We start from the raw sequence: 19,078 nt of genomic DNA, 5'->3' as shown, positions 1-19,078 counted from the left end.
CCTGTTCAATGGTAGTAGCGGGGTCCGCGGATGTTGTCGTGAGCGGGCAATGGAGCCGCCTTTTGAGGTGTCTCCGGTATCTGGTCCAGTCGCTGTTGCAGGATAGATTTGACGCTGTTGGTGGTGGGGGACCCCACCTTCATCGCCCGGAGACAAGCCGCATTCAGGCGGGTTTTGTCATAGCTGCGGGAAAGACTGAGCAAGCCCAGGCAGGAACGATATCCCTGCTCGGGATGGGGTTTGCTCTCCAGCTGCCAGCGCACTACATCCCGGGTCGCAGGGCCGATGGAGAGTGCCCAGTTCAACAGCCGTCCAGGGGTCCATTCGCTATGCCGCTGATGGGCCTTGGGCATGTGCTCCGTGAGCGTGCTGTAGCGGCCCTGACTGTCCTCGCGCAGGTGGCTGGCCACCCGTTGTTGCTGATGGAATATTTCTACGGTTCGGGCACTGACCAGCAGATCGACCCGCTCATGGGCCAGACGGTAAGGGACCGAGTAACGATGCCGGTTATACTCTACGTGGTAGTCGATGCTGACCTTGGCGGTTTTCCAGACGGCAAAGACATAATCCTGCGCCGGCAGGGGTTTTAGGGCGGGCCGATCCAAAGCCTCGAAGGTGCTTTTACGGCTGCCGGGTAGCTGCTTGAAGGGGCGCTGATTCAGATCCTCCAGCAGGCGGCGGATATCCCTGTTGAGATCCATCAGCGAGAAGAACTGGAAGTGGCGTAGACGCGCCAGAATCCAGCGCTCCACCACTTGCACGCCGACCTCGACCTTCGCCTTGTCTTTGGGTTTATAGGGGCGTGTCGGAAGCACTACGGCCCCGTAATGGGTGGCCAGATCCTGATAACTGCGATTGATCTCGGGTTCGTATCGGGAGGCATTGGTGACCGCCGCCTTGAGGTTGTCGGGGACCAGCAGGACGGGTACTCCGCCAAAGTACCGCAGGGCACGCACATGGGACCCCAGGAAGTCGCTGAGGCTCTGGCTCCAGGTGGCCTCGCAATAGGTATAGCTGGAAGCCCCCAACACGGCTACAAAGATCTGCGCCCGGCGAATCTCGCCGGTGCCGGGGTCAATGATCGGCACCGTGGGGCCGGCGTAATCAATAAAGAGTTTGTCACCGGCCAAATGGTTCTGGCGCATGCTGCGTTTGAGGCAGCCTTTCCAGGCCCGATAGTGGGTGCAGAACTGGGAATACTGATAGACGCGCTGTTCGTCATGCGCGGCCATATACTCTTCCCATAAAAGTTGCAGAGTCATGCCCTTGCGCCGCATTTCCGTGTGGATGGTCGCAAAATCCGGCATCACCGGCGCCGTCACGGTGGCGGACCGATGGCTGGGAAAAGCAGTGCTTCCAGTTTTGCCGGGTCCATTTCGGGGGGCAAAGGCCAAGAGACACTGGCCTGTTCGGCCTTCTGCAAATATTTGCCAACCGCTCCCTTAGAAAGACGGCAGGCCTGCGCAATTTGCCGCTGGCTGAGGCCTGCAGCATGTAAACGGATTACTTCTTGAATCGCCTTCATGGTCATCCTCGGTGTGGGCATCCTGGATCTCCTGTAAAAAGAGCCAAGGATGCTGTTTAAGCCAATGAATGACCAAAATGTTTTCTTTTCGCCAAGGGGAAACCGGGACACCGTTCCGGCATCGTGGGCACCGATTCCGGAAAGTCCACAAAAGTGCCCACGATCAATCGTAACGGGTGCCCACCATCAATCAGAATCACTGCCCACGATCAAACGGAATGGGTGCCCACGATGCCCCGGAATACGCAGATGGCGATGTTTTGTGCAGAGAATAACCCCTGTGCATCCTGGCCGAGGTCTTTTGACAGGGTGCGGTCTTTTTTGATGACGTCGAACATGGCGCTGACTTTTTGCAGGTTGCTCCAGTGCGCGACATGGTTGTCGGTGGGTGGTGGGGGAGGCCGTGCAGGGATTCTCCGGGTGAGTCGGCGCAGGCGCGGATCGGGAAAGTAAAAGGCGTGAAGCGCCCAGGTATCGATACCCGCCTTCACATCCTTGACGATCTGCTCGTTAGAGACGCTTCCCTCAATCGAGCGCCAGTGCCATTCAGTATGAAATAGACGAAGACGCTGGATATCATCGTGAGTTCCTGCGATTCCCGGATGGGTGTTTTTCAGCGTATCAAGCAGGCTGAAGAGGCCGGGTGTGATTTTTGCCTCATATTGAATGGGATTGCCCTGCCCAAGAAGACGGCGCATATCATTGGTGATGTGTGAAGTGGAAAGCACAAGGTATGAGCCTTCGTGACCACTGTTAAGATGGAGATAGGGTTTCGGTGGGAGCGTGCGACCATTGCCTATCTGATACCTGTCGTTAGGAAAGCATACTGTGACATGAAGGCGTTCTCTCACGCAGGCAATCCCGTTACAGGCTGTGATGTGCGGCAGATCACGGCCATATGTTTTGGTAAGAACTCATTCAACTCTGGAGCAGCCTTTCTCGTTCTGGGTGTCGTTTTACGGGACAATGGGCATCAAGGTGTGTCTCGTGGCTCTTTTCGTTCCGGTTGGTTCCCCTTCAATCAAACCGGGCAAACCACGCATAAGTTCTCGGTTTATCGAAGAACGCCTCGCCCCGCCAGAGCAGTTGGCCATTCTGTAAGCCCCATTCGTAATCTTCGGGTTTGACGCGAATGGGTTTCAGCACCTGGTTCAGCTTGTGATAGAGCGGATAAGCCGTAACCGGGTCGGTGGGGGGAATCGGTGCGCTCAGCTGTTCCTCTAATTCACGCAGTTTCTCTTCTTCCGGCATGTCCGGTAGCCTGGGGAAGGGTCTGTAGATCGAGGGCCCCAAGGGATTAGGCTCATTGCCCGCCTGGATGGTGATGCCGCTGCTGTTGCGCATGACGGTGAATTCCGGTCCCAGATCAGCGGCGATTTTGTCGGCCCCACCCAACTGCTCCGCCCATTCATCGGCCATGGCCGTCATGAAGTTCCCCTCCCGTAGCCCTTTGGAAAGAAAATCGGATTCACCATAACCTTGATCGACAACCAGACAGGGAATCGCCTCGGCCAGGTGATAGATCAGGTTTTCTACGGCCAGCTGGCGATTGCGATCATCCGCCACAGCGAAGCCCAGTCCACCAAAGCCGCTGTTGACCTGCAGGGTGGCGGCAAACCACCGGAACAGGTCCGGGAAGTTCCCCCGATGATGGGCGAACCAGTCAAAGGGCAATCGAAACTGGAAAAAACTCTGCTCATGCAGTCTTTCTTGTTTCCACTCCGGCGATAAAACCGCGATACAGGTATAAGGCGTGGCGATTTCCAGTTCTTCGCCGCCTGTGAGTGAAAACTCGGCTGACGACCCTTCATCATGGATAAATTTGCGGGAGATAACGGATGCCGCATCCGGGCGGTAAGCCTTCCATTTGGTTCGACCATCGCCGACGCTGACGACGTAATGCCGGAGCTGGTCGCCGCAAAGCTCCACATAGCGTTCCAGACAGGCCAGCAGGAGTTTCCTGCGCTCGACCGTGTGGCCATCGCGGAAAAAGAAGCTCCCGATCAGGGCGAAGTCGAGCAGGGGGACGCCCTCTTCCGAATAGGGTAACAGTTTCATCAGGTCTCCGGCGTTCATGTCAATCGGCTCATTTTGGGAAAAGCATCTCTATTATTTCTTCAGCACCGTCACCGATTGCGGGGCTGCCGGAAATCAATGGGGGCAGACGCCTGTGCGTCATGGTGTATTTCACCGCGCGCACCAGCGCGGAGTTTTCTAGCAACTTCACTTCGCGGCGCGTCTTCGCGATAACGCGATCGACGGTTGTCTGTTTTTCATCGCATCGACAATTCTCTTCATTGAGCAGGATGACCTTGCTTTTGTCACCCGCGGTTTTTTCGTAGTCCTTTATTTGATTCTTTTTTACATCATCGCCTTTATGTTTCATTTCCACCAACACCTTGAGATTGGCACGGGATAGCGGTTTGTCAGGATCCAGGGGTACCGACACATCCGGTCGGCGGACCATGCCTTCCCCGGGGCGGTATCCTGGGATCTCCTTCCAGGCCCGCTGGATCCAATGATGTGATTTTTCCGTGGTATCCCGGCCTTCTGGATCGCGGTGCAGAAAGGGCTTGCCCGTATCCCGTGCGTAGCTGACCTCCGGCTTGTACTTGCCCTTGCCGCCGCTTTCCTTGTCCATTCTGTCCAGCGTGTCGGAAACACAGTGCTGATAATAGTTGATCGACTCGCCTTTATCCGATGTGCCCACGGAGGGGTGCTTTGCGCAACAGCAGAACAACAGGCATAAATCTTTCTTCTCTTGGTCGTATGGACCCGGCAAAATCTCCGGGGGAACCGGACCGCGACTAAATCTTTGGGGTGGAGCAGCCATGGTTAGCGGTGAGCGATTTTCATCCATATCGGCAGGATCTGAGCTCGTAATCGCGCGAACATGCATTTCCTGAATGTATGCCTCGGTGCAGGGGCTTTCTGTTCGATCACTCATTCTGCCCACGCCATACCGAAGCTTTTTGCCTGCGGCCATACCAAGAGCAGATGTTGCGCGGCCATGGCGTGAGCTTTGCCCGCCGTATCCAGAGAGGAATCCGTTAATATCGCGTTGATTTCCGGGATTTGGTCAAAGCGAGGGCCGGCAGACACCATCCGTACAAGGAATAGCCAAAGGGATTCTACCGTTTTGAACCCATACCGCTCAGCGCGAGGTATCGCCCACTGGATGAGGCGCTCCATTTCGCCGTCACTCAAGGGGGTTGACCACGCCTTCAAGTGTTTTCTGGCCTTTTTGCAGAGCGTCGCCACCATTGCCCCCTGAGCGCTAGGCGCAAAAGCATGGAGCACGGCCTGAAAAATAGGAACACCATCGTTATAAACAGGGCCGGTATAAGGGTTGTAATGGGGATGTTTCGCCAGCGGATTATGAAAGGCCTTTATAGGCCCGTGGGCGGAGCTGGCCATGTAAAGCGTTTCCATGGGGCCCATAAAAGCCGCTTTCTCGTAGGTATTGCAGGCGGACAGATAAATCGGCAACACATGGGGGTCCCAAAAGCGGAAGAAACATTTTTTGCCTGTGGGTAAACAGGCCTGCAACAAGGACTTGAAATGGTGTTGCAAGGACTCCTGAGGGACACGGGTCTTACAGGCAAAACTACCATTCTGGAGCTTGCGGCATTGCTCGTGCCACCAAGCGAGTAAATCACTGCCTTTGACCAGCGGAATGAGATACGGAGCGGCACTCCGTATTTTTGGTGCGATATCGCCGCTATAGAGGCATTTCGCCTGCCGGGGGAACTGCATGAGCTGCGGGAAAAGGTCCGGCGATGACGCTGAATCGACGATCGCATAAAACGCGAATTGCGGCATTATTCAGAATCGTTGCACAAACCCATGAACGGTAGGTGGTGTTCGGCAGCTTCCTGGAAAGTTTGCGTCTGCTCGGCGATGAATGCCTGCGCTCCGAGTTCCGATGGCTGTGGGTAAATTGCGCTGGAGTTGGTATCTGAACTCACGTGTTCTCCCCGTGTTTATTAGGTGATGCATAGGCGATGAATCATATCTGTCCATGGATATTGGCGTCAATGTTTCGGTGTCACGGTAGATTTGTGCTAACCCCAACCGGATATAAACCAAACCAGTAACCCCTGATGCTGAACTCCACCTCGAATTCCCGGTATAACAGGCCGTATTGAATAAATAACTCTAGTTTAGACATTCGACCCGGCTCCGCCGGGTTTTGATTGTCACTTTCTCCGGCGAAAGTGCTTGACACGGTGATGGTGCCGTGCGGCCGACCCTTGTAAAAAAGGGTCGGCCAAAGAGAAGCGTTTTAGGCTTCTCGGAATCACACCCATGCCCTTTCATCGTCTCGTTTCCCTCCGCCTCTCAGAGTGGATTTCCTACTTTCTGACGGTCGTGCCGCCCCGCTCGCGGTGCAGCTTCCTCGAACTGCTCTGCGGCTGCCTAGTCTCGCCCGAAGGCTGGGTCACCCGCGCCCTCAGCAGCATCTCCCTCCGCTGCCACTGGACCACCTATTACAAACTCCTGGAGCGCGAGTCCTTGCGCACCCAGGCGTTGGCCATTGCCCAGGTACGATGGCTCCTGCAGTCCTTGCCCAAGCTACTGATCGTCGAGATGGTCATTGACGATACGATGGTCCTGCGACAATCTAACAAGGCCCCCGGGGCGGCCATCCGCTTCGATCACAGCCATAAACAGGCCTCTGAGGTCCAGTGGAACGGAAAACCGGGTTAAGAGGCCAAGATGAATGGTCAATTTAAAATTTTTCCTGAAAATACACTGTTCCAGTGTTTCAGTCTCTGGCTACACAAAATCATCGGAGGCTGTCATCAGGGGCCTGGCTGATAATTATTTGTGTGGGCTAAGGCGGGTGGCTCAGGCTGAGTGCCAAGCACTTGCTCACGGACACTTGGAAGGAAATGGCAGGAGGCCATAGATGCGCCACAAGTCCATATTTCACCGGTAGTTATGGCCAATATGGGTATACGCTACTTGGCCCCCCTCAAAACCCCATGGCCAAGAACTTCTGGCCCATATTAAACTGGCCACATCATTCTTGGCTATATATATTGGCCTCTTAACCCGGTTTTCCGTCCCACTGAACCTCAGAGGCCTAGCGGGCTGGTTGCTTTTCTGTGCGGATCGTCTAAATTCTCCCCGGGCAGGGCAACATCAGGGATGGTTGTAGACAGCATGTATAGGCCGGCCCTGCCATCTCAAAACAGGAGCATGTGTTGGAATTAGTGCTGCATGTACCAAATGCAATTTCCGAGCAACAAGCCATAGCCGCCATCCTCTCCGACATGGACACCGAAATCACCACCCTGGAATCCCGCAGAAACAAAACCAAACGCCTCAAACAAGGGATGATGCAGGAACCGCTGACCGGCAGGATTCGCTTGCCCATAGAACACAGCACGGTTTCGGTCAAAACCAAACCAACCGTGGGGATGCTCCAGTGATCAACCAGTTCGCCGTCGTTGTTTTGTCCAGCCTGGCCCTCACCCTGGCCGTGGCCACCGCAGGCTCCCTGTTTCGCCCAGATGACTGGTATGACCGTCTGCGTAAGCCTGCAGGCACACCCCCGCCTTGGGTCTTTCCGGTGGTGTGGACCATTCTCTATATCCTCATGGCCCTGGCTGCCGCCCTAGTCTTCATCAGTCCTGCGGCACCGTTACGAACCGCCGCACTCATTCTCTATGGCACCCAATTATTGGCTAATGCCGCATGGTCCTGGCTTTTTTTCTGGCTTCACAAGCCGTTGTGGGCACTCATAGACCTCCTGGTACTATTAGGCCTGGTCCTGACTGCTATAGGGGTCTTTGTGGCCATCAACAAAATAGCGGCACTGCTTTTGGTTCCGTATGGTCTATGGCTGTTCGTGGCGTTGTATTTGAACTGGGCCACCTATTGGCTCAACCGAAAATTCGTTGAATGAGGTGTGACTATGATGGAAAGCACAGAAGTCGTTGCCGCAGAAATAAGCAATCTGATAGTCAATACACAAACCATGACCCTGGCAACGCCAAATTCAGCAGGCGTTCCAGAGGCATCCATGGCGTCTTTTATTTATGAAGCAACAAGTCATCAGTTTTATACTGCAGTGAATATGCTTTCTCCACATACCACCCACCTCGCCGCCAAAAAGCCCACGGCGATAATGATCGTCGGGGATGAACAGGGTGCCGGGGCGCGTTAGCATGTTGCCTGAAACCGCACGTCGCAAAGTCCACGAGACTGAACAGCGTCTAGACCACTGGGATGCGTATGTCCGAAGTGTCTACGTTACCATCCTGGTGATCATGGCCTACCTGCTGGGATACGAGTTTGACTTGATTGGCCCCATTCATGGCGGTGTGGCCGTAGTGGGGGCCTTGTGGGCTGCGGCTACCGTGTTGAGTGTGTATAAAGATGACCGCGTGGCCACCCGTGAGAGCTTCTTCTCTACCATGGGCTCCACCTTCCTGGGGGTGGCAGTGGCCTTGGTGTATCTGTTCTGGTTCCCGCCCCATATGTGGGGCCTGGCACTGATGATCATTTTGGCTATGCTCATCAGTCAGGCGGTGGGATTGGCAGATCGGGGCAGGCAGGTCGTCTCAGCCCTTTTGATCATCGTGATCTTTTCTCATTTGAACGCAGCGAACCCATGGATAAATGCCGCCATGCGGACGGCAGAAGTGCTCATTGGGGCCGGAGTGGGCCTACTGGGTGGCTACTTCGGTGAGAAACTGCCTGGATTGGACAAAAGAAAACCATAGATCTTTGCCCTGATGAAGGAACAGTGTGAATACTGAGAATTACTTTAAGGAAAACAAACTATGAGCGAAGGATTACATACCCACGCACCGCACGAAGAAGCTGTCCATGAGGCGGCAGAATCCCATAATCCCAAGAAGCATTCTCTGTACCAGTGGGTAGCCATCTTTACAGCCCTCCTGGCGACGATCGGTGCCATCGTCAGCTACCAGGGGACCCATCTCATGAACGAAGTCCTGCTGGCCAAGAACGAAGCCGTACTGGAGAAAGCCAAAGCGACGGACCAATGGAACTACTACCAGGCTATCAGCACCAAAGAGCACTTGATGGATCTGGCAGTAGCCATGACACCAACTAGCAAAAACGCGCCTTTCCAAAAGAAGATTGCCAAGTACAAACAACAGAAAAAGGAAGTTCAGCTTCAAGCGGAACATCTGGATCAACTTTCCAATTCCGCCAATCAGCACTCGGCGCAGTTGGATAAGCCACATAACGACATGGCCATCGCCATGATCTTTTTACAGATCGCTATTTCCCTGGCTTCTGTTACTGCTCTGACCGGAAGAACATGGCTTTTCGGTATGGCTATCCTGAGTGCCATAGGTGGTATCGGATTGTGGGGCATGGCTTTGAGTTTTGCGTGAAGCACCTGCAGCCAGAGTGGTACACTTGGTATGGATGGAATGCCCGTATTTTCTTGTGGGTAAACCATATGAGCCAAGCCCCCGCATTGGCGGAAATGGCTGCATTACTGTCCAGCGTAGCCCAGCCACGCAATTTCCCGTTGTGGATAGCCTTGCTGGTCATCGTACATCGCTTCAAGCCTGGATGGATTTCTTTTGCGGTTCTCTGGAATTTCGTCATAGGTGAACTGGCAATATGGGCCGCCATAGCCACCATCAAACCCGACATGGATTATCCTCGCCCATTGACTGCACTGGGGAAAAAGGCGGTGGATGTGATCGGAAAACCGGAATATTGGCACAGCTTTCCGTCTGGACACGCGGCACTGGCTTTTTTACTGTTCGGCAGTTTGTTTTTTGGTAAATCGCCTAAAGCCATATGGGTGTCCGCTCTGATATATGCATTGCTGGTTGCCTGGTCACGGATAGCAGTCGGGGCGCATTTTCCGACCGATGTCATCGGTGGAGCTTTTATCGGGTTGGTCGGCGCCGGGCTGGCCATGCTGATATATCATAGGACTGCTTGCGGCAGGACAACCGGATGAGTAAGGTATTCGAGCGTTCAAAGCCCAAGCGCAGTGGGCATGCAAATACTGAAACCTTCACACTGCAAGTCAGTGACCTGTCCGTGCAGGTGGTCAAGAAGCCTATTAAGAATCTGCACCTGGGGGTCTATCCCCCTACGGGTTGGGTACGGGTGGCGGCCCCATTAAGGCTCAGTGAAGAGGCGATACGGGCAGCGGTACTCAGTCGTCTCAGCTGGATTAGAAAGCAGCAGCGGAAGTTTCTCGGGCAGGAAAGAATTTCTCCCCGTGAGTATGTATCCGGGGAGAGTCACTATTACCTGGGCAGACGATATCGGTTGAGAATTCACGCCACCACCCAAGCCGGACGCATTGAACTGACTCATGCGCACTATATTGACCTGCATTGTCGGCAAGGCGCCAGCAAAGAGCACAAGGAAAGGTTGGTTCAAGCCTGGCACCGGCAGAGTCTACAGGACCGCATCCCCGAACTCATAGCCCAATACGAGCCCATGCTCAGGGTAAAAGTCGCAGAATGGGGCATCAAACGCATGAAAACCCGCTGGGGGACCTGTAATATTCGGGCACGAAGAATCTGGCTGAATCTGGACCTGGCACAATACCCCGAGCCCTGCCTGGAATATGTGGTGGTGCATGAGATGACGCACCTACTGGAACGCTTACATAATGACCGATTTAAAGGCATTCTGGACCGGGTCATGCCGCATTGGAGACAGGTGAAGGACAAGTTAAAAGCGGGGTTACCGTTGGTATTACCTGAGAGCGAAGATGAAAATGAATAGTGCGGTAGCTCCACTGACCGCCTTCAACTATGTAGAAGTTTTTACTGAACTGCTTCATCTTTTACAAGGATCTATGCAATGGACAGAGCAGAGTTAACCGCATTAATTGTATCGCAGAAAAATGTGTTGAACCTTCGATGGAGCCAGATTTGTAAACAGTTGGGGGCTAGCAAGGAGTGGTGTACTGCGGCATTGTTGGGGCAGATGCCATTATCTCCCGATCAGGCACGGAAAGCGGTTGAGCTTCTCCATCTACCGAAAGAGGCTGAGAGACTTCTTCAGGAAATACCTATGCGGGGATCTTTGCCCGCTGCCGTACCTACCGATCCGACGATCTATCGGCTTTATGAAATCCTTCAAGTTTATGGCACGACCATAAAGGAATTGATTCACGAGGAGTTTGGTGATGGCATCATGAGCGCAATAGACTTTTCAATGGACATTCAACGGGTCAAAGATGAACATGGTGACAGAGTACAGATTGTATTGAATGGTAAGCATCTGAAATACAAGACCTACTGAGTAGTACAACCTTTCGAAGTCCCACACACAAGGAGTAAAGATGAGCATCATGCACGAACTGGAAGAAGCAAAGAGGGCCAAAGCAGCAGCTGACAAGAGAGTAGATGAACTGCTGGGCAGAGCCAAAGAGGAAGGCCTGGAGCAGATACGAGCAATCGTCAAAGACTTGGGGTTGACCGCTCATGATCTTGCCAAGCTCGCTCCGGCGACAGGAACACCGAATACTCGTAAGCTCCGTAAACTGGCAGCGTTCTGGTACAGAAACCCCGCAGACGCCAGTAAAGTATGGAAGGGGGCTGGACCCAAGCCTACCTGGTTGAAAGAGATGGATTCCGAAACCCAAGAAGCCTGCAAGGTGGCAGCTGGGTAAATAGTATTTCCAAGAGCAGAAGAAATACCAACGTGCCAGCCATCTTTGCATGGAGTGACCTGGAGTAGAGGTCAGCAGGATGGTCAGGCAGTTGGGGTCTCTATCTGCTATGTGGTGGTGTGTGTGTTACCAGTATTACCGTGTTACTTTTGTTACCACCAAAAAGTGAGAGAGCCAGATATTTATAAACATAGGGGCTTACAGAGAGGACAGCAGATTTTCTTACAGCTATCTATTTTATTTAAGTAACAAAAGTAACATGGTAACACCATTTATTGTATTATATATTTGTGTTCCTTTTTTATTTATTAAGAGGTAACATAGTAACAGAGCTGGACCTAGTGGGAGATTTTTCTTTCTGCCGAACCTTTCCTTTAGCCAGCCAACCCACCGGCTTGGCCGAATGAGCTTCAAGCTTGAAATAGCTAATGATCATGGTTGATCTGGATCTCAGACTCCCTACATGAATCGTCGAGGAACCTTTGCTGTTCCCAAAAAGTGTGCACCAACCGAGTGTCTATTAAACCTTCGTTTTATGATTAACCGGTGCTGCCATTTTCGCCAATCAGAATCGCCCGTTCAGCGGGTTGATAATCCTGCACTGCGGCCTTTTTAAACCAATATAGGGCAGTCATGGAATTCTGCGGCATGCCCTGGCCTTTGTAGTAGGCAATGCCTAAACTAAAATCCCAGGTTGCGTTGTTTTGAGCGACTGACTTTTCCAGCCACGCAAGATCATGCTTCTATTGATGGTCTAAACAGTAGCAGAAACCTAGCCAGGATTCTGCATTAGCATCACTGCTTCACTGCATTCTACCCTACCAACTCAATTTGACGAAGAGCCTGCATAGCTTTGTCAACTCTTCAGCGCGATTTTAATATCACCCATCACTCAATTTCAAATTTAATCCCAGCATCAACCAACGCCCGCTCAAAATCATCAGGCCCAACGCTGGGCATGTAATAAATCTTGCACGCTTTCTTGAAGTCGCGCTTATTGTTGAAGATATACATGCTCCGGTGGAAATAGCACTTATAGCGCCACATGGATTTCGTGGACCAGGCGTATAAAGCGATGAATAGAGCGATGCCTAGCCATTTTAGGATAGTCATTCATGCTCCTTCTTTACCGCCTGCTCCGCTTCCCATTTGGTCCGATCATCAGGCTTGCAGCGCAGACAAGGCTCGCATTGGTGCATACCCATACTGAGGACTTTTCCTGTGTCCATACAGCGGAAGCATTTTGATGGGGTTCTGTCTGTCATAACTCATATTCCTTCAGCTCTTTCTGGCGCTTGATCATCATCTTCACTATCAAGCACGATAGATGATGTAGTGCCGAGCAATATGGATCTCTTTAATCTGTTGATGTTCATTACCAATGATGCGCGGCAACATCTATTTATTTTTGGCATAAGTTTACTTGGATAACCCTTTATATGTATTTATTGGCTTGGATCTGGAGTTTTGCACCGCCCGTAGCGATAGCTTAAACTCATTCTATTCCATAGAAATAACACCGTTCGGTATAAGGTAAGCCCCCAAGAGAACCCACTCGTCTCGTTTGCATTGCCGTCAATCCAGAAACACTCTCAGCAACATGAGCATCCTCACCCGCAGGAAAGAACTCTTCCACCACCTCTGCACCCTCGTCCTCGGTCTCCTCGAAGGCCCCATTGCCGAGCCCAGCTCTAGCAGCCGCTTCCAAGGCATCCACACATTCCCCAGACTGCTCAGCTAGTTCCTTGGCATCCATAAGCATTTTCTTTGGCTCTACCCCATCCCTGAATACCAAGTCCACATAATACACAGGGGTCCGATGTGACGGGGTGATACCCTTTGCCCGGAGCTTTAATGACAGAGGCAGATATCGGGCTCGCCCCCCGCTGACGGCATTCAAATACTGCAGCCGTGCCGCCAGCGCCCTAATGGAGTTATACCCCGTTGTTCTGAACATAAAGCTGCCCAGCTCGTCTTCCTGACCCTCTATCTATACATTCAGCCGTCCATACGGCTTGCAGCCCAATTCAGAGCCCAGAGTACAATTCTGAGGGCCGGGGCAGGGAATGCTCTTGAACCCGTCCTGTGTGCTGCGCCTGGCCACCTCACCATTACCCACACACACACCGGCCTGCCCGTAGTCCTGTCGAACAGGCTGTTCTCAGGTTCAGGTCCGAGTCGTTGAACAGCAATGTGACGGGAATACTCCTCAGCTTTCCGCCGTCCTGCTGTGCAATTAGGCTATTGTGGAGAGGATGCAATATCCACTCGCCCCGTTGCTGCACCTGCGTCGTAATCGTAAAGGCATCATCCTTCTCGGGTAAACGCTTGCCGTTTTTCTCCACCACTTTGCCGATGGCTATTCGCCCTATTACCGGCGGGGTTATTGCTAATCCTTTAATCATTTCAGTCTCCTTCCATAACAGTGAAGCATCTGCTGCCAGGCTTTTCGCCCCAATAGGGTGCTGTCAGCTCGGGGTGTTCCTAGGTGAGTTTTTTTGTGTCCAGGCTCCGGCTGGGCTTGCTCAGCTTCCACATCGCCTTGCCTTGGCTGAATATGGCTCCCTCAGCAAACCCGATGGCCTCCTTGACCCTCTGTTCCAGAAGGGCTTCGTTGTTCTCTGCGGCCTTTGTACGCTGCCGGGCCTCCAGCAGGGTCTTGAAAAGGAGGTTCATTTCCTTCCGTTCGGTGTAGTCCACCATGACGGCGGCAGTGCGGGGATACAGTAGTGTCAGCGCCCGGTTGCTGGATTCCGACCCATCTACCTCCGGCGCTGTTTCCTTTTCTACGTGGTCCCAGAAGGTTTTCTCCATGGCCACAAACTGGGCAATCCGCTCCTCATCCCGCTCGATTTGATAAATGCGGAATTCCTGTCCACCAATGAGCACAGCCACGTCCGCCCATGCCTTGCCGGTTACGGCCAGCTGATGCAGCACCTGAATCTGATAGGCCAGAGGTACCCCATCTTCCCACTGTCCCTGACTGCGTAAACCAGCAGTTTTTATTTCCAGCACACCGCCGCCTTCCACGATTCTGTCTAGATTTGCCAACATGAAGGGATGCTCAGGATACTGCAGCACAGAATTCACCCTGCGCACCTTTTTTCCGTCTTTTCTGCGTAAACGTTGGCCACAATGGGCTCCAAGGTAGTCCCCCAGAAACAGCGTCCTTATTGGAGATATCCTCCTGGATCTTTCTGCCAGTTTTTTCCATCCACAATTCCAGGGGCGACTTATACCGTGACATCCCTATGGCAACAGGGGCGTCACTGGAGCCAATGGCACGGTTACGCCATTGCAGCCACTCCTCCCTGCTCATCTCTTTTGTCGATACCAATTTAACTGCACTCATGATGACCTCCAGACGTGAAAAGACCCTCAAGGACAATCCTTGAAGGTCATGGTGTATTGCCGCTGCTTGTCGTGTTTCAGGCCACCAACTTCAGGGCCTCTATCCACGCCTTTTCCTTGATGCCCGCTCCGTGCCCGGCGGTGATGGTCCACATACTCCGTCGCCGCATTGATCAAGCCCCAGGCCGTACCCTCTGAAGAACTGAGGGTGCTGCCCTTACCCTGACCGGCAAACAAATCAATCACCGATTTCAGAGCCTTTTCATTGGGCTGCTCGGCAATGGGGGCATTTCGGTCCCCCAGCACGTCAATGATGTACTTGGTCACGTCCATGCGGTTGACCTTTCTACCGGACAAAGCCTGCGCTTTCTCTGCAAAGGCATCCCAGGCTGAGGCACCCACACCCAGAGCCTGCTTGACGACAAGGGGGTCGAACTTGGTCGAGTGCGGGACTTTGATGGCTCCCGCCCGATCATTTGTGGCGATCTGTAGAGTGTTATTGCAAACGACCCGAACTGATGTGAATTGTGCAGTCGTCGCCAACGTGCCATCGCAGCTGGTAGCCAGGAGCAGATACCCCTTTACCCGGTCTCCGCCCTTGAGGACGGTTTCCTCTCCGGTCTTGGCCAGTGCCCAAAGTTTTTTACCCTCCTTGAGAACACCCGCCGTTTCCAGCTCAAAACCGCCCAAGGACACCAGATCTCGGTAGAACTCAAGAATCTCTTTGGGCTGCACCACCTTGTAACGGGGGGATACCACCGACAGAGGCGCCAAAGTATCCGAACGATACAGCACCTTGGCATCGGGATTGGAATGGACATTGAAGTTATTCCCCGTACCGATCTGAAACAGCACGTCCGTGGTCTTGATTTCCCAATCCATGCCCGCCGCTTCCAGCCAGACTTCCAAAGGCTGCTTATCCGGCAAGCGGTTCCCCAGACCATGCCAGGGGGTTTCCCTTACAAATGCCGTACTCTCTACTAAATGTGCCATGACGCTCTCCTTAAATGCGGCCAACAAAACGTTCCAGCACCTGCAGTGCCAGAGATAACCAGAAACGCAACGCGTATAAAAAAGCCATGATTCCACCCCTCAGTAAAATGAGCGATATTGCTCCATATTTCTTGTACCAAGCAATTGCTGTTTCTTCTAAAAGAAGCCACCAATAGGGGCACACTAAAATTCCTCTGAGATTCCACGGAAGGTAAAACAATCTGCGTGGACTCCCGAATAGCCGCAGCGTGACCATACTAAAATTACTCTGCAATTCCACGAAGTTCATAGCTGGACTCGTGGATTCCCGTAACCATTTTAAAGAAGGAACAAACCAATGAGCATTAAAGAGACACCCAATGATCTGCACCAATTGGTGCATAAGCTCGGCGGCCCTAGTTTTGTGGCCCGTGAGCTCAAGATATCGGTATCCACGCTGCATGGCTGGATGAAGCAGAGGCGCGTCCCCAACATGCAGAAGTGGCTGGAACTGAAGGAACTGGACAACCGGATGCGGGAGGCATTGAAATTAATGAAGTTTTTAAATCAACGTACTATGTGAATGACGTCTTCGCTCTGAACATGATTCTGGCTAACACCAGAAATTTTGAGGGCGACATTGCCAAGGTCTATGACGATAATTACTATGATGATGACATAGACTTTGGAACCTATGTAAAACGTACCGCCCCGCAAAAAATTACTTTTAATAGCAACACAAAGCTATACCATTTGGCTAATTCATGGGGAGGGTCTTTCTGCGAATATCGGGAGAAAATTGACGCTGATACCTGGGTGAGCGTAAGTAAGGCTGGACTTTTAGATTGCCCACGCTTTGATTGTCTGTAATTTGATGATAAGTTCTTCGGCAAATATGAAAAGACTGACCCGATAATCTTGTTCACTGAAGATGACGCACCTTGGCGAGGTGGAATTTTTGCTGGGGCCTATATCCAACGGTGGAAGCTGGTTGAATCAGTTTTTCGGGGCAGGCTTAGTGAATTCATGGCTGGAATGGATCTACCCAAGATCATAGAGGTGGGGAAGGATCTCAATAAGGTGCAAGAGCTGGTCTTTGACGTAGATTATCCGGACTGAACGGATAGTCAGCCGGGTCTTTGGGGGGGGGGCATGATGCTGCCCTTCTAAGCCAACCGCACCAACTAGCACATAGCCGGACATAATTGGACGCCAAACGTCTACTATGTGTCTACTAGCAACGAAAAAGGCACCTAGAGGCTAACTCTAAGTGCCTGTTTTTATGGTGCTGGCGAGAGGAATCGAACCCAAGACCCACTGATTACAAATCATATATTATGGCATCCCGCAGCATCCTCTGTTACCCCCACAATACTTGCAACACAATGAATATACAATTATTATTATCCAGCGATGTCCCGGAGTTACCCGCCCAAGCTTTCAACGACTGGGGACCAAATGGGGACCGAATGCGCAACAGAATTGGGCGCATCTCAACAGCAATTTTCAGGGAGGCAAGGCTATGCTCACCGTAAGGGAATTAGATGGCGCCATCAAAAAAGCGGCCAAGACGGAGACCGCCATCAAACTTACCGACACCGATCGTCGTGGCCAAGGTTCACTTCAGCTCCGGATTTCTGCTGCAGGCAAGGCAAATTTTTACTACCGGCACATAACCAGTGATGGTAAGCGCGATGATTTCCCTCTTGGGGGATATGATCCAGCAGACACCAAAGGGCTTACCCTTGAAAGGGCCAGAGACCGATACGGCGAACTGGCGTCTATCTACAGGAGTGGCGTTAAGGATATTCGTGCTCATCTACAAGCGCAGGGAAAAATAGCAGCGGAAGCGTTACGTGGCCAGCAGGAAGCCCAGGCTCATCGTGAGGCTGGAAGCTTGGGCACACTTTTGACTGCTTACGTGGAATATCTGCAGGCCAAGGGTAAACCATCAGCAAAAGATGTCGAGAACACTATCAAAAATCATGTCACACAATTATCGGAACTGGTGGCGACACGAGCCAATGAAATAGGTCCTACAGATTTACGGCTGATATTCGATCGTATGCAGGATCGTGGCCTTACCCGTTCACTGGGTAAGACTCGTGCTGCACTACATAGTGCATACAATTTTGCAGCGCGGTCGGAATTTGATAGCACTATTCCTGTTATATTTCGGGCGTTCAAGATCAGCACCAATCCGGTGGCACCGCTTCCCACTTTCGCTCATTTGAGCAAGCCCGGCGAACGCACCCTCAGCCATGCAGAACTAAGGCAACTTCTGCAGGAGTTGGCCAGCAGAGACACGATGATAGCCAAAGCGCTATTGACGATGATTTACCTTGGCGGTCAGCGCCCTACGCAACTTGTCAGGGCAACGCTGCAAGATGTTGATTTGGACCGTGGACTGCTGATGCTACATGACGGAAAAGGTAAGCGTACCCACCCGAGGCTACATGTTCTTCCACTTTTAGCTCCTGTAAGGGGTTGGATCGAAGACTGTCTCAGTATCAATAGTTCTGCGCCCAGCATCTTTTCCAGCGATGGAATGACCATTCCCTATACGGGCACACTCTCAAAGCTGGTGCATACCATCAGCGGCGGAAGCTATCGTATGGGAGATATCCGGCGTACCTGCGAAACAGAACTTGCCGGACTGGGTGTTAGCAAAGATCTCCGTGCGCAGATATTGAGTCATGGGCTGGGCGGTATTCAGGCGAAGCACTACGACCGCCATCAGTATCTGGAGGAAAAGACGGAGGCGCTCAACCATTGGATTGCTTATCTGGAAGGACTTATGGCGGGGAATGTCATTCCGCTGCGCGGAGTCGGTGCATGATGCTGACAGCTTATCGCAAAAATGCTATTATATGAACTGGATCGTTAGTACGCTGGACCAGCGGGTAGATGCCGAACTTGCCAGCATACCCAAACCCATCCTGGCGCGGCTGGTGCGAATCCTGGAAATGATCGAACAGGTGGGCTTGGAGCACGTCCACGAACCGCACATCAAGCACCTGGAAGCCAAACTCTGGGAAATACGCGCCAAAGGACCGGATGGGATTGCCAGAGCCATATACGTCACCGCATCCGGGAAACGCGTGGTGATTTTGCATGCTTTCGTCAAAAAAACGCAGAAAACGCCTAAGCAGATATTGGAGATAGCGCGGCAACGCGCCAGAGAGGTTGAAGAATGACACGGCTGACTGAACTCAAAAAAGAATGGATGCAGGATGCTGATTTCCGTGCAGAATACGTGGCACTGGAAGAAGAATTCGCTATTGCGCATGCCCTGATTCAGGCCCGGATCAAAGCTGGTCTTTCTCAGGCGGAAGTCGCGCGCCGAATGGGTACGACACAATCCGTAGTCGCACGGCTGGAGGGCGGCGGCAGTTTACCCTCTCTTCGCACCATCCAAAGGTACGCATCTGCTACCGGCGCGCGGGCCGTGGTGAAAATTGTACCCGGACAAAGCACGCCTGTTGGATAGTCCATACTGACCCATTGCGGTTTATGAAAAGATCATCGTGGCCGCCACGATAGACTTGCCATTCCTACCCCGCCTCGGCATGCTAACGACAGGCATACCGTCATTA

At 52.5% G+C, this 19,078-nt stretch carries 25 protein-coding genes and 3 pseudogenes; 14 read left to right on the top strand and 14 right to left on the bottom strand.

Annotated features, from left to right (window positions below; genetic code table 11):
* Positions 1-5: 5 nt before the first annotated feature.
* From istA to H2515_RS05080, 5 genes and pseudogenes are all read right to left on the bottom strand, one after another.
* Positions 6-1,525, bottom strand: a pseudogene (istA, locus tag H2515_RS05100) (IS21 family transposase).
* Between the two features lie 209 nt (positions 1,526-1,734).
* The gene (locus H2515_RS05095) at positions 1,735-2,376 is read right to left on the bottom strand and encodes a hypothetical protein (protein ID WP_198661062.1); all 642 of its coding nucleotides are present in this window, start codon (positions 2,374-2,376) and stop codon (positions 1,735-1,737) included.
* A 166-nt stretch (positions 2,377-2,542) separates the two neighbouring features.
* Positions 2,543-3,601 carry a type VI immunity family protein gene (locus H2515_RS05090; RefSeq protein ID WP_198661061.1) on the bottom strand — a complete coding sequence of 353 codons (1,059 nt, stop codon included), beginning with the start codon at positions 3,599-3,601 and terminating at the stop codon, positions 2,543-2,545.
* 10 nt (positions 3,602-3,611) lie between these two features.
* Entirely contained in the window at positions 3,612-4,472 is an 861-nt protein-coding gene (locus H2515_RS05085; protein WP_198661060.1) for a VRR-NUC domain-containing protein, read from the bottom strand.
* Positions 4,469-5,347: a DUF4123 domain-containing protein gene (locus H2515_RS05080; protein ID WP_198661059.1), complete on the bottom strand. Its 879-nt coding sequence runs from the start codon at positions 5,345-5,347 to the stop codon at positions 4,469-4,471. Before H2515_RS05080 ends, H2515_RS05085 begins: the two co-directional genes overlap by 4 nt.
* Before the next feature lie 486 nt (positions 5,348-5,833).
* On the opposite strand from H2515_RS05080, the pseudogene H2515_RS05075 reads away from it, so the two are divergent.
* The 10 genes and pseudogenes from H2515_RS05075 to H2515_RS05030 all read left to right on the top strand — a co-directional run.
* A pseudogene (locus H2515_RS05075) lies at positions 5,834-6,196 on the top strand (IS701 family transposase); the annotation flags it as partial.
* A 539-nt stretch (positions 6,197-6,735) separates the two neighbouring features.
* A complete protein-coding gene (locus H2515_RS05070) occupies positions 6,736-6,963 on the top strand; it encodes a restriction endonuclease subunit S domain-containing protein (protein WP_198661057.1) in 228 nt (75 codons plus the stop codon).
* A complete protein-coding gene (locus H2515_RS05065) occupies positions 6,960-7,439 on the top strand; it encodes a TspO/MBR family protein (RefSeq protein WP_198661056.1) in 480 nt (159 codons plus the stop codon). Before H2515_RS05070 ends, H2515_RS05065 begins: the two co-directional genes overlap by 4 nt.
* A gap of 9 nt (positions 7,440-7,448) precedes the next feature.
* Positions 7,449-7,700 carry a pyridoxamine 5'-phosphate oxidase family protein gene (locus H2515_RS05060; protein ID WP_232821561.1) on the top strand — a complete coding sequence of 84 codons (252 nt, stop codon included), beginning with the start codon at positions 7,449-7,451 and terminating at the stop codon, positions 7,698-7,700.
* A 1-nt stretch (position 7,701) separates the two neighbouring features.
* Positions 7,702-8,259, top strand: coding sequence for an FUSC family protein (locus H2515_RS05055; protein WP_065412462.1), 558 nt, complete (start codon positions 7,702-7,704; stop codon positions 8,257-8,259).
* A gap of 60 nt (positions 8,260-8,319) precedes the next feature.
* Entirely contained in the window at positions 8,320-8,901 is a 582-nt protein-coding gene (locus tag H2515_RS05050; RefSeq protein WP_198661055.1) for a DUF4337 domain-containing protein, read from the top strand.
* Positions 8,902-8,969: 68 nt separating this feature from the next.
* A complete protein-coding gene (locus tag H2515_RS05045) occupies positions 8,970-9,485 on the top strand; it encodes a phosphatase PAP2 family protein (protein ID WP_232821560.1) in 516 nt (171 codons plus the stop codon).
* On the top strand, positions 9,482-10,267 hold the full coding sequence (locus tag H2515_RS05040) for a M48 family metallopeptidase (RefSeq protein ID WP_198661053.1): 786 nt from the start codon (positions 9,482-9,484) through the stop codon (positions 10,265-10,267). Before H2515_RS05045 ends, H2515_RS05040 begins: the two co-directional genes overlap by 4 nt.
* Before the next feature lie 78 nt (positions 10,268-10,345).
* Entirely contained in the window at positions 10,346-10,789 is a 444-nt protein-coding gene (gene cynS, locus H2515_RS05035) for a cyanase (RefSeq protein WP_065414465.1), read from the top strand.
* 40 nt (positions 10,790-10,829) lie between these two features.
* The gene (locus tag H2515_RS05030) at positions 10,830-11,159 is read left to right on the top strand and encodes an H-NS histone family protein (protein ID WP_065414466.1); all 330 of its coding nucleotides are present in this window, start codon (positions 10,830-10,832) and stop codon (positions 11,157-11,159) included.
* A gap of 539 nt (positions 11,160-11,698) precedes the next feature.
* Here H2515_RS05030 and H2515_RS16390 read toward each other — a convergent pair.
* From H2515_RS16390 to H2515_RS04995, 9 genes and pseudogenes are all read right to left on the bottom strand, one after another.
* Positions 11,699-11,833 carry an SEL1-like repeat protein gene (locus tag H2515_RS16390; RefSeq protein ID WP_332873300.1) on the bottom strand — a complete coding sequence of 45 codons (135 nt, stop codon included), beginning with the start codon at positions 11,831-11,833 and terminating at the stop codon, positions 11,699-11,701.
* A gap of 214 nt (positions 11,834-12,047) precedes the next feature.
* Positions 12,048-12,272, bottom strand: a complete 225-nt coding sequence (locus tag H2515_RS05025) for a hypothetical protein (protein WP_035192163.1) — start codon at positions 12,270-12,272, stop codon at positions 12,048-12,050.
* A 382-nt stretch (positions 12,273-12,654) separates the two neighbouring features.
* Positions 12,655-12,915 carry a hypothetical protein gene (locus H2515_RS05020; protein ID WP_197052743.1) on the bottom strand — a complete coding sequence of 87 codons (261 nt, stop codon included), beginning with the start codon at positions 12,913-12,915 and terminating at the stop codon, positions 12,655-12,657.
* Between the two features lie 90 nt (positions 12,916-13,005).
* Positions 13,006-13,116: pseudogene (locus H2515_RS16490) on the bottom strand (recombination directionality factor); the annotation flags it as partial.
* A gap of 154 nt (positions 13,117-13,270) precedes the next feature.
* On the bottom strand, positions 13,271-13,564 hold the full coding sequence (locus H2515_RS05015) for a recombination directionality factor (RefSeq protein ID WP_198661052.1): 294 nt from the start codon (positions 13,562-13,564) through the stop codon (positions 13,271-13,273).
* A gap of 79 nt (positions 13,565-13,643) precedes the next feature.
* Positions 13,644-14,249: a YqaJ viral recombinase family nuclease gene (locus tag H2515_RS05010; protein WP_198661051.1), complete on the bottom strand. Its 606-nt coding sequence runs from the start codon at positions 14,247-14,249 to the stop codon at positions 13,644-13,646.
* Entirely contained in the window at positions 14,224-14,511 is a 288-nt protein-coding gene (locus H2515_RS16295; protein ID WP_198661050.1) for a YqaJ viral recombinase family protein, read from the bottom strand. Before H2515_RS16295 ends, H2515_RS05010 begins: the two co-directional genes overlap by 26 nt.
* Positions 14,512-14,537: 26 nt before the next feature.
* Positions 14,538-15,503, bottom strand: a complete 966-nt coding sequence (locus H2515_RS05000; protein ID WP_198661049.1) for a DUF932 domain-containing protein — start codon at positions 15,501-15,503, stop codon at positions 14,538-14,540.
* Positions 15,504-15,513: 10 nt separating this feature from the next.
* Positions 15,514-15,792 carry a hypothetical protein gene (locus tag H2515_RS04995; RefSeq protein WP_198661048.1) on the bottom strand — a complete coding sequence of 93 codons (279 nt, stop codon included), beginning with the start codon at positions 15,790-15,792 and terminating at the stop codon, positions 15,514-15,516.
* A gap of 48 nt (positions 15,793-15,840) precedes the next feature.
* Between H2515_RS04995 and H2515_RS04990 the strand changes: the two genes are divergently transcribed.
* From H2515_RS04990 to H2515_RS04970, 4 genes are all read left to right on the top strand, one after another.
* Positions 15,841-16,065, top strand: coding sequence for a hypothetical protein (locus tag H2515_RS04990; protein ID WP_065412568.1), 225 nt, complete (start codon positions 15,841-15,843; stop codon positions 16,063-16,065).
* A 939-nt stretch (positions 16,066-17,004) separates the two neighbouring features.
* Positions 17,005-18,321, top strand: coding sequence for a tyrosine-type recombinase/integrase (locus tag H2515_RS04980; protein WP_198661411.1), 1,317 nt, complete (start codon positions 17,005-17,007; stop codon positions 18,319-18,321).
* Positions 18,322-18,352: 31 nt separating this feature from the next.
* Positions 18,353-18,679: a type II toxin-antitoxin system RelE/ParE family toxin gene (locus H2515_RS04975; RefSeq protein WP_198661046.1), complete on the top strand. Its 327-nt coding sequence runs from the start codon at positions 18,353-18,355 to the stop codon at positions 18,677-18,679.
* Positions 18,676-18,972, top strand: coding sequence for a helix-turn-helix domain-containing protein (locus H2515_RS04970; protein WP_035192166.1), 297 nt, complete (start codon positions 18,676-18,678; stop codon positions 18,970-18,972). Before H2515_RS04975 ends, H2515_RS04970 begins: the two co-directional genes overlap by 4 nt.
* Positions 18,973-19,078 lie beyond the last annotated feature (106 nt).

Source organism: Acidithiobacillus ferrivorans, assembly GCF_016250455.1.
In the GTDB taxonomy this organism is placed as follows: domain Bacteria; phylum Pseudomonadota; class Gammaproteobacteria; order Acidithiobacillales; family Acidithiobacillaceae; genus Acidithiobacillus; species Acidithiobacillus ferrivorans.
The sequence above is the reverse complement of the archived record's forward strand: the minus strand, read 5'-3'. Positions and strand labels throughout refer to the sequence as shown.